Below are 13741 nucleotides of genomic sequence, written 5' to 3'. Positions count from 1 at the left end.
GGCTGATTGAGATAGATCTACGGTGCAGGCTGAGCGTGAAGCGGCCGGATGAAGTTCTACCAGCTCCGCTAAACAATGATCGGCGCCCTCACAGTGCTGATCGCTTCACCCCCACCACCAGCACATTCCCCGACACTCCTCCCCAGGCCGAGAGCCGCTGGTAGTCATGCTCCAGCACCTGCACCTCAAAATACGGCTCCAGTAACTCGATCAACTGAGCAAAGGTCACGGCGACCATCGGGTGTTCGTCCTTCCAGAGCTGGATACCACCGCCGTCGGTACGTTCGATACGCAGGCGCAGGCGTTGCTGCTCGCCCTCTCCGGCGTAATACCAGCCAGAGCTGAAGCGAAACTCGGCGCCGTCCTGATGGGCGGTGTGCGAGACGAAGGAGCTGTTGTCGATCTGGCTCTTGTCCACCGCGTTAAAGCAAAACACCCCGCCATCGACTAGTGCAGCATGGACACGGGCGATACACGCGCGCAGCCGGTCGACGCTACCGCTGTAGTGGATGGAGTAAAGAAAACAGGTCACCAGATCAAGCGGCTGATCAGCCCGAAAACCACACATATCCTGTAGCGAGAACGACGCCTCAGGGCAGCGCTGATGCGCTAGATCCAGCATCGGCTGGTTGATATCCAGCCCGCTGCTCTGAAAGCCCGCGTCGAGGAAGTGGCGCACATGCGGGCCGGTGCCGCAGGCCAGATCCAGGTGGCGTTTGCCGCCATTGCCGAACAACTGATGAACACGCTGAACACACTGGCTTTGCGCCTGATAGTCGATATCCGCGCACATCAGGTCGTAGTAACCGGACAGGTCGGTATAAATGGCGTTGTGGGACATGATGACCTGAGGCGTCAGTTACGGTGGCGCATCATATATCGGCGCGGTGAAAAGTCACCGAGAATTCGGCGAATGCCGGGGCGATGAGCCAGCAAACATCTTGCAGAGGTGTGGATAAAGAGGAATCGACTGCGCACTGGTGGCGCAGTCGAGGTAGTGGTTATGACAGCAACGCGGTCATAACCGGTTCCGTCACGGGGGAGGCGTACAGGCAGGCACCCCAGAGCGCACACCAACGGTAAACCTGCATCCGTAGTCCGCATCAGCAATCGCCACCGGGTCCAGCACATCGTCGCCGGCAGGCTTGGAACCACCGTTCACCCAAGTGAGCCAGTCGGTAATGGCGGCGCTGTACTCGCCAGCCGAAAAGTCGCAATGGCTCTGCGCTCTGATGGCACGCTGCACCAGCAGATCATCGTTGCCATTGTCGATGGCACGTTCAAGATAGAGCTGTTGATGGCGGAACGGTACGTAGAAGTCACCCAACGTGTGCATGGTCAGCACCGGTACGTCGAAGTCACCGTTAACCAGCGGAATCCAGCGCACGCCATCATCACGCAGCGGGTTGGCATTCGGGTCAGCACTCAGCCTCGGCACATTCTGGTTGAACAACTCTTCTTCTGGAGTAGGCGTCGGATCATCTGTCCAACGGTAGACCCGTGTCTGGTTATCGTAGATATTGCTAGCCAGGATGCCATTTACGGTGCCGTCGGAACCGCCAGTACCCAAAACGACATCGTTAAAGATGAAGTTAAAACCTTGAGCGAAAACGGGGCGTTCACCACCAGTCAGGTTTCGGGCAATATCGATCAAACGCTGCCCGTCAGGGTTTTTGGGCGACCCCCAGTTTGGGCTACCACCTGGGTAGGTATTAAACAACGCAGTCACCATCGGCCCGGCAGTGGCGATTCTTTCGATTGTAAAATACGGTTCAAAGGTCCCGGCGAGATCACGAAACTGCGGATAATCTTCCTCGTCATAACCAGCGATCTGCAACATCAGCCGGGTGTAATCACCCAACCATTGAAACTCGTTCTGATCTGACTGGCAGAAGGGAGCTGCACCCGCGTATGGCACCTGAAACAGCGTGCGCTCAAGATTTTCACGGTCCACCGCCGCAGCGGCGATATGCCCCCCCATCGATATGCCGGAAATCAGGTACTGACTAGGCGTATCCAAGCGCTGGCTGTAGTCACGCTCAACGTAATCCACAAAGTTCAACGCCAGCTTGTTGGTATCTTCAATACCTGCCCGGGCGTCGTACCAGTTAGCCGAGTAGGAGGATGCAGCCCAGGCGTAGCCGGCATTGATGACAGCCTCACGCCAACCGTCGCTCGGCATTGGCACATCCAGCTCTGCCCCAGTGCCTGCATAGCCGTGCGTCCACATGATCACGCCGCGCCCATCCCAGTTATTTGGCACCTCGACGGCATAAATCGCTTCGCCTTGCAGAGCGTCATATTTACCGAAGTAAATCTGACTGCCTTGCAGCGCGGAAGGGAGAGTGACAGGGAGTTCTGCGGTAAATGTTCGGCTATCGTGCACACGCGTCGCTGCTCCGGGCTGGGCAGGAGATGAACTTCCACCACCGCCTCCACCACCGCCGCCACTCAAACAACCGGTCAACATGAACGTCGAAAGTGCTACGGACAGTGCTGTCCGCTGCCAATAAGCTGTTGGCAAGGTAAACCTCCAATGTTTGTTTTTATAATTTTTGGTTCCTGCGCAGCTCCTGCGCAGGCCGAGCATAATAGAGATGCAAACGAAATGGCACTTTATCATCACACCTGATACTGCCACCTGCGCCGGACCCATTATTGCCACCCGAATGGGTGCCCGCAGAGCGTCAAAATCAACCATTAGCCGCTGTCGGTGGCGCAGTTCAGATGCAGCACCCTGCCACACTGGTTAAACTACAGCCCGGCCTTAATACCCATCTATTCTGTAAGGAAACCCAGACCATGCCCCAAGACTCGCGTTTTGCCGCCATGCCCGATGCCAACGGCTACTTCGGCCCCTATGGTGGTCAGCTGGTACCGCCGGAGCTGAAGCAGGCAATGGATGATATCGACGCCGCATACGAAGAGATCCGTCAGCGCGAAGACTTTCAACAGGAGCTGGCCAGTCTGTTTGCCGATTACGTCGGCCGCCCGAGCCCGATCTTCCACGCCAGGCGGCTGTCGGAAAAGCTCGGCGGCGCGCAGATTCATCTCAAGCGTGAAGACCTGAACCACACCGGCGCGCACAAGATCAATCACTGCCTGGGTGAAGCGCTGCTGGCCAAGTTCATGGGCAAGAAGAAAGTGATCGCCGAGACTGGCGCCGGCCAGCACGGTGTGGCGCTGGCCACCGCCTGCGCGCTGGTAGGCATTCCCTGCGAGATTCACATGGGTAAGGTGGATATCGAGAAAGAACACCCGAATGTTACCAAGATGCGCATTCTCGGCTGCAAACTGGTACCGGTCACCCGCGGTGCGGCCACCCTGAAAGAGGCGGTCGACAGCGCCTTTGAGGAATACCTGAAAAACCCGACGGACTATATCTATGCCATTGGGTCGGTGGTCGGCCCGCACCCGTTCCCGAAGATGGTGCGCGATTTCCAGTCGATCATCGGCAACGAGTCACGCGAGCAATTCCTCGCCAAGTACAACCGCCTGCCTGATCACGTTGCTGCCTGCGTTGGTGGCGGCTCCAACGCCATGGGCATGTTTACCGCCTTCCTGAACGACGAGGCCGTGCATTTGGTGGGCGTGGAGCCTGCTGGCGAGGGTCTGGACAAGGTCGGCCGCCACGCCGCCACCATGTCGGTCGGCAAGCCGGGAGAACTGCACGGCATGGCCTGTTACGTGCTGGAAGACGAGCAAGGCAACCCCTCTGCCGTGCACTCTATCGCCTCAGGCCTGGACTACCCCGGTGTTGGCCCGCAACACAGCTACCTGAAAGATATCGGTCGCGTCGACTACCAGTCGGTTACCGACCAGGAGTGTCTGGATGCCTTTATGACCCTGTCGCGTACCGAGGGCATCATTCCCGCACTGGAAAGCGCGCATGCTGTGGCCTGGGCCATGCGCGAAGCGCCGAAGCTGCCGAAGGACAGCCACATTCTGGTGAATCTGTCCGGCCGTGGTGATAAGGACGCTGACTACGTCGCGCAGAAGCTGGGGCTGTAAGCGCTAGAGAGAGGGTCTCGGTGGACACGCCTTTGGCTTCGTCCACCCTACCCGCAGCCCAGCCGTAGGGCGGACTAAGCGCAGCGTGTCCGCCAGCAGACTCACGGTCAAACGCAGTCAGGATTCACAGGGTGCACACCCCGCCCGGCACCGCCATCACCCAATCCCTTACCGCCTGAATCGTTGGCTCGTTCTTGCGATTTTCCGGGTAGACCAGATAAAACGCCTTGCCCTTGATCTCAGGCCCGAACGGCTGCACCAGACGCCCAGCGGCCAGCTCATCTTCGATCAGTTCGCGGCTCATCAGCGCCACACCCTGCGCACCGACTGCAGCAGAGACCGCGTGGGTCTCGTCCGAGAATACCAGTCCGGCACTGACATCCAACCCTGGCACTTTCGCCAGTTTCTGCCAGCCCGCCCAATCAATCGGCCCGGAGCCAACCGATGGACTGTGGAAGTGGATCAACGGATGGTTCGGCAAGTCCGCCACGTCACGCACGCCAAGCAGTGGGCTGCAGGCAGGCACGAAGGTATTTTCCAGTAGCTTCTCGGCTACCAGTCCCGGCCAGCGACCATCGCCATAGCGAATGGCAATATCCGCCGTGACGCCGTCCAGTGCCACCGCCTCGTGCGAGGCATGAATGCGCAAGTCGATGTTCGGGTGGGTTTCGCGCAGCATACAGACCCAGGACAGCAACCAGCGCGAGGCGATGACCGGCGTCGTGCTTAGCGTGATGGCCTGCCGCTGCGGTCTGTTGCGCAAGCGTTCAACGGCCGTACTGATGTTATCGAACGCATTCTCCAGCACATCCTTCAGCTCGCGCCCCTGGGCGGTCAGCTCCAACTTGCGCGGTTTGCGCACGAATAACGCAACGCCGAGTGACTCCTCCAGCGAGCGTACCTGATGACTGATCGCCGTGGCAGTAACCGATAGTTCTTCCGCCGCCCGCTTGGCGCTCTCATGCCGAGCCGCAGCCTCGAATGCCCGGAGCGCAGATAGCCGCGGTAATTTACGCTGCACCATAGATGAGTTCCTTTCAGCTGAACATCAAAATATTCATCGTTTGTCGCCATCTATCCTCGACCGTAGCCTAAGTGTTCAGATGAATTCAACTTCAGGAGAAAACACATGTCGCACATTCTTCAACTGGACGTCAGCGCCCGTCCCGGCTTCGCCGGCAAGGACCTGCACGGCTCACACAGCCGCAGTCTCAGCCACCGTTTTGTCAGCCAGTGGCTGGCACAGCGTCCGCAGGACACAACCACCTACCGTGACATCGGGCAACACCCACCCGCCTGCATCAACCACGACTTGATCGCAGCCAGCTTCACGCCCGAAGCGCAGCGCGAGCCTTGGATGCACCAGACGCTGGCAGAAAGTAACCAACTCGCTGACGAGTTGATCGCAGCCGACATTCTGGTCATTGGTGTGCCGATGTATAACTTCAGCATGCCCGCCGCGTTGAAGGCGTGGATCGATCAGGTTGTACGCCCGGGCAAGACCGTGGATATCGACACCAGCAACCCGGAAGATCCGTACACCCCGCTGCTGGCTGACCGCCCGCGCCACGCGGTCATTCTCAGCGCACGGGGCGGTGTCGGCTTTGGCCCCGGTGGCCAGATGGAAGCACTCAACCACCTGGAGCCCGCCCTGATCACAGCCCTGGGGTTTATGGGCATCACGCAAATCCACCAGATCGCCATTGAAGGGCAGGAAATCGGTGGCGACGTGCTCGCCAGCTCGGTCGCCCAGGCCAATGCGGCGGTCGATGCGCTGGTGCTAAAACTGCAATCCGCCCTGCAGCCAGCAGAGCTAGCGACGCCCGCCTGAGGCAGCCAGGCACAGCGTAATTTGTCCGTTCAGCCCCCTTTTCGACCAGGGGGGCGCAACTGTTAGACTGCACAAGTCAAACAGCAAGAGCCGAGCAACGGATGCATTGGACTTCAATCCTGCAGGGCACACCGCACACATGCTATCGCAGGCTGGTGCTGGCGCTGGTATTACTGGCCAGCTCGGCCGCGCATGCTGATCCCATTTGCGAGAAGAAGCTGCGCTGGAATGACGATCCACCGCTCAGCATGGAGCTGCCTGACGGGAATGTCGGCGGTATCTACGTCGAATTGAATCAGGCTGCGCTGACGCGACTGGGCTGCCAGTCGAGGCTGCGCAAGCTGCCCTGGGCACGCGCCCTGAAGGAGCTTGAACTCGGTCGGCTAGACATCCTGCCCGGTGCATTCCGCTGCCCCGAACGCGAAGCCTACGCACACTTCTCAGGACAGATACTGCCGGCTTCCCGCAACATCCTGTTCTCCCGCAGGAGCACTATCGAGCAATGGCCGATACAGCGCCTGACCGACCTGTCGAACCTGCCGTTTCGGCTAGGCGCTCAAATCGACGTAGCATACGGACCCGACTATGAGCTCCTGATGAGCAACCCTCGCTATGCAAGCAGTGTTGTCCTGGTCAATAGCCGACCCAGCCTATGGAACATGATTAACAAGGGTCGCATTGACGGCATCATCGCCGATGAACACACCGGGGCCTGGGAGATCCAGCAAATGGGCTTGAGTGGCGTCATCACTCCGACCAATGTGGTCGTTTCCGATGAAGCGGCAGAGGTCGCTTTCAGCAAACGCTCCAACGACCTCAGTTTCGTCAGGGCTTACGCAGCCGCGCTAAGGGAACTGGTGAACGATGGCAGCTATCAGCGCATAGTCAATCGCTACCTGAGACCCTGAAGCCAACGCTGCTGCACTGCGATCATCGGTGAAACACGCCGAACGCAGTGCGACCCGACATCCGCCTGGCATTTTGCGTTGACGAAAGACCATGGCAGGGCCCCCTTCCGCATCCTCGGCCCTATGACTTCTTGCGCCAGCCTGCTGACCGCGGACGGGTGGGTTGGATAGGCGCCTGGGCTGAGGCCTCACTGTCGTTGCGCACAACGCTGGCCGCCGCTTTTGCCCGCGCAGCGTGGAGTTTCTTGTAGCTGTCGATCAGGCGTAGATGGCGATCCAGCCCTTCCAGCTTCATGCTGGTCGGGGTCAGGCCGTAGAAGCGCACATCACCTTCCACCGAACCGATCACCGCATCCATGCGCTCGTTACCGAACATGCGGCGGAAGTTGGGCTCAAAATCGGCCAGCTCCAGTTCCTCATCCAACAGTACCTCCAGCACCACGTTGAGCGCCTGATAGAAAAGCCCGCGCTCGACGGTGTTGTCGTTGAACTGCAGGAAGGCTTCAACCTGTTCCTTGGCGTCCTCAAAGCGCTCCAGCGCCAGGTAGATCAGCAACTTCAGCTCAAGAATGGTCAGCTGGCCCCAGGTGGTGTTGTCGTCGAACTCGATGCCGATCAGCGTCTTGATGTCGGTGTAATCGTCCAGTTCGCTTTCTTCCAGCTTCTCGACCAGCCCCTGCAACTGCTCATCACTCAGGCTGTGCAGATTGAGAATATCGGCGCGGAACAGCAGCGCCTTATTGGTGTTATCCCAGATCAGATCCTCGACCGGATAAATCTCGGAGTAGTCCGGCACCAGAATCCGGCAGGCGTTGGCACCCAGATCGGTGTAGGTCGCCATATAGGCTTCCTTGCCGATGTCCTTGAGGATGCCGAACAGGGTGTCCGCTTCCTGCTGGTTGGAGTTTGCGCCCTCGCAGGAGAAGTCCCACTCGACAAAGTCGTAGTCCGACTTGGCACTGAAGAAGCGCCAGGACACCACGCCGCTGGAGTCGATAAAGTGCTCGACAAAGTTGTTCGGTTCAGTCACCGCCTGGCTTTCAAAGGTCGGCGGCGGCAGATCGTTGAGACCTTCGAAGCTGCGCCCCTGCAGCAGCTCGGTGAGGCTGCGTTCCAGCGCCACCTCAAGGCTCGGATGCGCACCGAAGGAGGCAAACACACCGCCAGTGCGCGGATTCATCAGCGTCACGCACATGACCGGGAAGCGGCCGCCGAGCGAGGCGTCCTTGACCAGCACCGGGAAGCCCTGCTCTTCAAGCCCCTTGATGCCGGCAACAATGCCCGGATACTTCGCCAGCACAGAATCCGGCACATCCGGCAGCGCCAGCTCACCTTCCAGAATCTCGCGCTTGACCGCCCGCTCGAAGATCTCCGACAAACACTGCACCTGCGCCTCGGCCAGCGTGTTACCCGCGCTCATACCGTTGCTGAGGAAAAGGTTTTCGATCAAGTTGGAGGGAAAGTACACCTCCTTGCCGTCAGACTGCCGCACGAACGGCAGCGCACAGATCCCACGCTCGGCATTGCCGGAGTTGGTGTCGATCAGGTGCGAGCCGCGCAGTTCGCCTTCCGGGTTGTAGATCGCCAGACAATAGGAATCGAGCAACCCCACGGGCAGCGCGTCATTGCGTCCGATCTTGAACCAGCGCTCGTTCGGATAGTGGACGAACTCGGCATTGGCGATGTCTTCGCCCCAAAACTGGTCGTTATAGAAGAAGTTGCAGTTCAGCCGCTCGATGAACTCGCCCAGTGCCGAGGCCAGCGCCGCTTCCTTGGTCGCACCCTTGCCGTTGGTGAAACACAGCGGCGACTGGGCGTCACGAATATGCAGCGACCAGACGTTGGGCACGATATTGCGCCAGGAGGCGATTTCGATTTTCATGCCCAGTCCGGCCAGGATGCCGGACATGTTGGCGATGGTCTGTTCCAGCGGCAGGTCCTTGCCGAGAATCCGCGTGCCCTCGCCATCGGTCTGCACCGGCATCAGCAAAGACTGGGCGTCGGCGTCCAGATTTTCGACCTCTTCGATGACAAAGTCCGGGCCGGTCTGCACTACCTTCTTGACCGTGCAGCGCTCGATCGAGCGCAGGATACCCAGTCGATCCTTCTCGGAAATATCAGCGGGCAACTCAACCTGAATTTTGAAGATCTGCTTGTAACGGTCTTCCGGGTCAACGATGTTGTTCTGCGACAGGCGAATGTTGTCGGTCGGGATGTTGCGGGTGTTGCAGTAGAGTTTGACAAAATACGCCGCGCACAGCGCCGACGACGCCAGAAAGTAATCAAACGGCCCCGGCGCGGAGCCATCGCCCTTGTAGCGAATCGGCTGGTCAGCCACCACCGTGAAGTCATCGAATTTGGCTTCAAGTCGGAGGTTGTCGAGAAAGTTGACCTTGATTTCCATGCGGGCACCGGCGTTTGAGGGCGAATTGACTGGCCGGCCATTATCCGGTTTTTGTCGATGATGTCATGTCCCGTCGGCTGACCGGCGCGCCCGCTTCGGTCTGAGCAGGGGGCAGGCAGTGCAGTACTCCACAGGGTCACTGGCCTGGTAGTAGAAGCAGCAGGTGCGCCGAAAGCGGATACAGCGACCATCCGGCAACTGCGTTGGCGCGCGGCGAAAGTGCTGCAGCGGATTGTAGGTTAGACCAAACAGAGCCGCTGGCGCGTCACCAAGCAGCCAGTCAAAGTCGGCCTGTACACGTGCACGCGACTGCGGATCAGCCAGGTGCCCCATGCGTTTTTCATACAGCGAGTACACCCGTGCGGCCGTGTTATCCCAGAGAATGCGCCGGGCGATACCGCTACTCTGGTGCAGGCTTTCTAGCAGCGGCGCCAGCAGGTTGGCAAACAGGCCGCGCACGACCTCTGCACGCCAAACCTCGCGAGCTGCTTCAGAAACCGGCGCGGTCAGGACGGCCTGTTCAGACACTGGCATGACAGACACCCAGCGCCTGCCATCATGCTGGTAGTCCAGCAGACAGTTATCAGGCGTCAGCTGCAATCCGCGGTTGCACGCCGACATTGCATACAGGCTGGCTCCCGTGGCCAAAAAAGCAAAGCGCTTAACCAGCAGCGAGGCAGTGATCGCCGGGGTGGGTGCACCGATCACAGGCCCCAGCTGAGCCAGCAATGCGTCACAACGGCGCGGTTCGAACAGCGCGCGTGGCGGCAACGCGTCTGGATGTTCGCCTTCCTCAAGCACACGCAGCTGCAAGGGCCCATAGAGTTGAGCCCAATCCTGCGCACTGAAAGCCGCACGCCAGCTCACTGTGGCACCTGCCGCCCAAACGGCACACACATCGGCGTGCCGAAGAACGGATCGGCAATAATGCGACACTCCAGACCAAACACCTCACGCACCAGCGCCTCGTTCAATATTTGCGCTGGCGCGCCCTGCGCGTAGGCAGTGCGCCGGTGCACTGCCACCATATGATCGGCGTAACGACTGGCCAGATTCAGATCGTGCAAGACCATGATCACGGTCTTGCCCTGCTCACGATTAAGCACGCGCAACAGATCCAGAATATCGATCTGATGGGCCAGGTCGAGATAGGTGGTGGGCTCGTCCAGCAGCAACAGGTCAGTATCCTGCGCCAGCGTCATGGCAATCCAGACGCGCTGACGCTGCCCGCCGGACAAATCATCCACCGGGCGATCCGCCAGCGTGGCCACGCCGGTCAGCGCCATAGCGCGCTCAACCTTGGCCTCATCCTCCGGTGACCATTGCTGCCACCAGCTCTGGTGAGGGTGACGCCCCAGCGCCACCAGTTGCCGCACACTGATACCTTCCGGGGCCTGCGGAGTCTGCGGCAGTATCGCCAACTCGCGGGCGACCTGTGCCGTCGGCCGCTCGCGGATATCCTGCCCGTTCAGCACCACAGCCCCGGCACGCGGCGCCAGCAAGCGGGCCAGCGCCTTGAGCAGCGTGCTCTTGCCACAGCCATTGCTGCCGATCAACACGGATACCTTACCCGGCGGCAACTGCAACGCCAGTTGCTCAATGATCGTCTGACGTGCGTAACCCAGAGTCAGATCTCGAGTCGCCAAGGTGGCCATGTGTTGCTCCTCAATGCGTCTGACGCAGCAGTAAATAGAGAAAATACGGCGCGCCGAGCACCGCGACAAAAATGCCGGCCGGTAAATCCAGTGGCAGAAATAACGTGCGCCCAACCAGATCGGCGAGCACGACCAGCAGGCCGCCCAGCAGCCCAGCCATGATGGCCTGCATGACAAATGCCCCGCCGATCAGCCGGCGGGCCATATGCGGTGCAATCAGCCCAACAAACGCCATCGCACCGCCCCAGGCGACCGCCGCACCGGCCAGCCCGACACTGACCAGCAACAGCCCGGCGCGCACCCACTGCAGGCGCACGCCAAGGCCCCGGGCGGCGTCATCGTCGAGTTGCTGTACCGGCACGGTGCGGGCCAACGGCACCAGCGGCAATAGCACCAGCAGCAGACACCAGGCCAGTGCCGCCGCCTGCTCGCCAGTGGCGCCATAGACGCTGCCAGTCAGCCAGACATAAGCCGAAAGCGTCGTGGTCAGGGGGCTGAAAACCAGTGTGAACGTGGTCAGAGCTGCCGCCAGGGCCGTTACACCCACGCCCACCAGCACCAGCCGCAGCGGGCTGACACCCTGCCGCCAGGCCAGAAGATAGACGACCAGAGCAGCCAGAATAGCGCCGAGAATCGCCGCCAGCGGAAGCCAGTCACTTCCCCATATCGGCGCCAACAAGGCCAGATAGAGCACCGCTCCGGCACTCGCACCACCGGTAATTCCCAAAAGATCCGGAGACGCCAGCGGGTTACGGACCAGACTCTGCAAAATCAGCCCGGACAGCGCCAGCGCAGCACCGACCAGGGCCGCGAGCAACAGGCGCGGCAAACGCAACTGTTGCACGATAAACACCGGCCCAGGCTCGCCCTGCCCCATCAGCAGCGCCAGCGGCTGCCAGGGAGAAAACACAACCCGTCCCACTGCGATGGCGCCCAGCACCACCAACAGGCCGAGCACAATCACCAGCAGCAGGCGGCGCAATCCGGAAGGCGAGCAACGGCGCGAGAAGCGGCGCCAGCGCAGCGTCAGGCTAGCCATGCTGCTGCGCCCTGCGTACCAGTGCAATGAACAGCGGCGCTCCGCACAGCGCAGTCATCACGCCGACCGGCACCTGTTGCGGCAGAATCACCAGTCGCGCTGCCACATCCGCCAGCAGCAGCAGGCTGCCGCCAGCCAGTGCACAACCGGGCAGCAACCAGCGGTGATCGCTGCTCAGCCAACGCCGAACCATGTGCGGCACCAGTAAGCCGACAAAGCCGATGCTGCCAGCCAATGCCACAGCGCTGCCGGCCAGACAGATGATCAGGCCTGCCAGACCTAGCTGTAGCACGCCAACGCGCTGCCCCAGCGCAACCGCGATGCTGTGTCCGGCACTGAGTACATTTACCTGAGCGGCCAGCAAGCAGGCGCAGACCAGCGCCAACAACATACCCAGCAGCAGCGGCGCGGCAGTATTCAGCTCGCGCTCGGCCAGCGAGCCGGCGAGCCAGAACAGCACGGTATCCAGCCCCTGCTGATCAACCACCAGCAATGCCTGGCTAAAAGCCGAGAACAACGCCGTCAACGCAGCACCAGCCAGTACCATCCGTAGTGGGTTCAGCGCGCCCTGCCCCCGCATTCCAATCAGCCAGACCAGGGTACCGGCCAAAGCGGCGCCGCCAAGCGCACACCAGAGCCACAGACGCGGATCCTGCACGCCCAGCAGCGCGACGAGCAAGATGATCGCAAAGCTCGCCCCGGCGTTAATGCCAAACAGTCCGGGCGAGGCCATCGGATTACGCGTCAGTGCCTGCATCAGCGCTCCGGCGACCGCCAGTCCTGCGCCCACAACAACACCTGTCAACGTACGCGTCAGGCGCGCACCTGCCACCAACTGCTGCAAAGGATCGTGAACCTGTCCCGGCCAGAGCGCCGTCAGCAGGGCTTCGGGCGGCAACCACAGCGGACCGGCCATGAGACTAAGCAGCATGCTGACAAGCAGCGCCAGCAACAGGATCGATAGCTTCAGAGTGAGGGTCACATCCCCTCCAGCACACGCAGTTGCTGCTCGATGTCGTCGAGCATCAGACTGGCGCCGAGAATGCCGCCGGACAGGCTCCATGGCACGCCGTCCACAGTCCAGACACGCCCTTGTCGAGGAGCCTGCAACTGCTGCCAAAGCGGGTGTGCCAGCAACCGCTGGTACTGTTGCTCGGCTACCGCACTGGTACGGCGCTGGAACACCACAAACAGCGCGGCATCCACCACTGGCAGACTTTCGCGACTGGCGAGCTTCAACGAGGTGCCGCTGGCGGCGCGTGCGGTCGAGTTCCAGACAAAGCCCAATTCACTCAGCACCAGGCCAGCGAAGCTGTCCGGCAAATAGCTGCGAATGTGGTCCTCTCTGATGTCCAGAACCGAGACGGTAAGCGGCCACTGCGGTCCAAACACCGATTGCAGACGACGCCGCAGTTGCCCGATACGCCGCTGCCAATGCGCCAGCAACCGCTGCGCCTGGGCCTCGCGCTGCAGGGCCACACCCATCGTCTGCAGGGTCTGTTTGAACTCAAAGACCTCATCGAGCATCACCAATTGCCCCATGCGCGCCAACAATGGCGCTATGCGCGCATGCCGAAAGCGCGAGGCGACAATCACATCAGGCTGCAGCAGGGCGATGTCTTCCAGGCTGGGCTGGGTCTCCAGCCCCACGTGGGCGACACCGGAGAGCGCCGGACGCAGATAACGATAGGTCGGCCGTTCACTCCAGGAGTCAACCACAGCACAGGGCGTCACCCCCAACGCCACGGCACTGTCTGTCGCCCCCTGAAACAAGGTCACCACGCGCAGCTCGGCCGCACGCCCGGCCACCGGCAAGGGCAGCAACAGCAGTCCCAACGACAGGCGCAGAAGCCTGCGCCGGGACAGCGCGGTTTGCTCGCACCGACTCACGCG

12 protein-coding genes are annotated in these 13741 nt (G+C 60.8%); 3 read left to right on the top strand and 9 right to left on the bottom strand.

Annotation, left to right across the window (positions count from 1 at the left end; genetic code table 11):
• Positions 1-88: 88 nt before the first annotated feature.
• Both C1949_RS17380 and C1949_RS17375 read right to left on the bottom strand, forming a co-directional pair.
• Positions 89-841 (bottom strand): class I SAM-dependent DNA methyltransferase, encoded by a 753-nt coding sequence (locus C1949_RS17380; protein WP_104739688.1) that lies wholly within the window; start codon positions 839-841, stop codon positions 89-91.
• A 192-nt stretch (positions 842-1033) separates the two neighbouring features.
• Positions 1034-2656 (bottom strand): alpha/beta hydrolase, encoded by a 1623-nt coding sequence (locus tag C1949_RS17375; protein ID WP_211287203.1) that lies wholly within the window; start codon positions 2654-2656, stop codon positions 1034-1036.
• A 146-nt stretch (positions 2657-2802) separates the two neighbouring features.
• On the opposite strand from C1949_RS17375, the gene trpB reads away from it, so the two are divergent.
• Positions 2803-4011, top strand: coding sequence for a tryptophan synthase subunit beta (gene trpB / locus C1949_RS17370; RefSeq protein ID WP_104739686.1), 1209 nt, complete (start codon positions 2803-2805; stop codon positions 4009-4011).
• Positions 4012-4135: 124 nt separating this feature from the next.
• On the opposite strand, the gene gcvA is transcribed toward trpB, so the two are convergent.
• Positions 4136-5035, bottom strand: coding sequence for a transcriptional regulator GcvA (gene gcvA / locus C1949_RS17365; protein ID WP_104739685.1), 900 nt, complete (start codon positions 5033-5035; stop codon positions 4136-4138).
• Positions 5036-5140: 105 nt separating this feature from the next.
• On the opposite strand from gcvA, the gene C1949_RS17360 reads away from it, so the two are divergent.
• Together C1949_RS17360 and C1949_RS17355 are read left to right on the top strand one after the other, a co-directional pair.
• Positions 5141-5842: an FMN-dependent NADH-azoreductase gene (locus C1949_RS17360; protein ID WP_104739684.1), complete on the top strand. Its 702-nt coding sequence runs from the start codon at positions 5141-5143 to the stop codon at positions 5840-5842.
• Positions 5843-5943: 101 nt separating this feature from the next.
• A complete protein-coding gene (locus C1949_RS17355; RefSeq protein WP_104739683.1) occupies positions 5944-6750 on the top strand; it encodes a substrate-binding periplasmic protein in 807 nt (268 codons plus the stop codon).
• A gap of 121 nt (positions 6751-6871) precedes the next feature.
• Here C1949_RS17355 and C1949_RS17350 read toward each other — a convergent pair whose 3' ends face one another.
• The 6 genes from C1949_RS17350 to C1949_RS17325 form a co-directional block, all read right to left on the bottom strand.
• Positions 6872-9154, bottom strand: coding sequence for an OsmC domain/YcaO domain-containing protein (locus C1949_RS17350; protein ID WP_104739682.1), 2283 nt, complete (start codon positions 9152-9154; stop codon positions 6872-6874).
• A gap of 63 nt (positions 9155-9217) precedes the next feature.
• Complete coding sequence (locus tag C1949_RS17345; protein WP_104739681.1) at positions 9218-10021, bottom strand: IucA/IucC family C-terminal-domain containing protein; 804 nt, start codon at positions 10019-10021, stop codon at positions 9218-9220.
• Positions 10018-10809 (bottom strand): ABC transporter ATP-binding protein, encoded by a 792-nt coding sequence (locus C1949_RS17340; protein ID WP_104739680.1) that lies wholly within the window; start codon positions 10807-10809, stop codon positions 10018-10020. Before C1949_RS17340 ends, C1949_RS17345 begins: the two co-directional genes overlap by 4 nt.
• 10 nt (positions 10810-10819) lie before the next feature.
• Positions 10820-11848 (bottom strand): FecCD family ABC transporter permease, encoded by a 1029-nt coding sequence (locus tag C1949_RS17335; RefSeq protein WP_104739679.1) that lies wholly within the window; start codon positions 11846-11848, stop codon positions 10820-10822.
• On the bottom strand, positions 11841-12830 hold the full coding sequence (locus C1949_RS17330; protein ID WP_104739678.1) for a FecCD family ABC transporter permease: 990 nt from the start codon (positions 12828-12830) through the stop codon (positions 11841-11843). The genes C1949_RS17335 and C1949_RS17330 overlap by 8 nt, the downstream gene beginning before the upstream one ends.
• Positions 12827-13738 carry an ABC transporter substrate-binding protein gene (locus C1949_RS17325; RefSeq protein WP_104739677.1) on the bottom strand — a complete coding sequence of 304 codons (912 nt, stop codon included), beginning with the start codon at positions 13736-13738 and terminating at the stop codon, positions 12827-12829. Before C1949_RS17325 ends, C1949_RS17330 begins: the two co-directional genes overlap by 4 nt.
• Positions 13739-13741 lie beyond the last annotated feature (3 nt).

The organism is Halopseudomonas oceani, from assembly GCF_002903165.1.
GTDB lineage: Bacteria > Pseudomonadota > Gammaproteobacteria > Pseudomonadales > Pseudomonadaceae > Halopseudomonas > Halopseudomonas oceani.
The sequence above is the reverse complement of the archived record's forward strand: the minus strand, read 5'-3'. Positions and strand labels throughout refer to the sequence as shown.

Bases quoted from the DNA above. Each gene is read 5' to 3' on its own strand.
- C1949_RS17380 (WP_104739688.1), bottom strand. From the start codon at position 841: ATGTCCCACAACGCCATTTATACCGACCTGTCCGGTTACTACGACCTG.
- C1949_RS17375 (WP_211287203.1), bottom strand. From the start codon at position 2,656: ATGGGTCCGGCGCAGGTGGCAGTATCAGGTGTGATGATAAAGTGCCAT.
- trpB (WP_104739686.1), top strand. From the start codon at position 2,803: ATGCCCCAAGACTCGCGTTTTGCCGCCATGCCCGATGCCAACGGCTAC.
- gcvA (WP_104739685.1), bottom strand. From the start codon at position 5,035: ATGGTGCAGCGTAAATTACCGCGGCTATCTGCGCTCCGGGCATTCGAG.
- C1949_RS17360 (WP_104739684.1), top strand. From the start codon at position 5,141: ATGTCGCACATTCTTCAACTGGACGTCAGCGCCCGTCCCGGCTTCGCC.
- C1949_RS17355 (WP_104739683.1), top strand. From the start codon at position 5,944: ATGCATTGGACTTCAATCCTGCAGGGCACACCGCACACATGCTATCGC.
- C1949_RS17350 (WP_104739682.1), bottom strand. From the start codon at position 9,154: ATGGAAATCAAGGTCAACTTTCTCGACAACCTCCGACTTGAAGCCAAA.
- C1949_RS17340 (WP_104739680.1), bottom strand. From the start codon at position 10,809: ATGGCCACCTTGGCGACTCGAGATCTGACTCTGGGTTACGCACGTCAG.
- C1949_RS17335 (WP_104739679.1), bottom strand. From the start codon at position 11,848: ATGGCTAGCCTGACGCTGCGCTGGCGCCGCTTCTCGCGCCGTTGCTCG.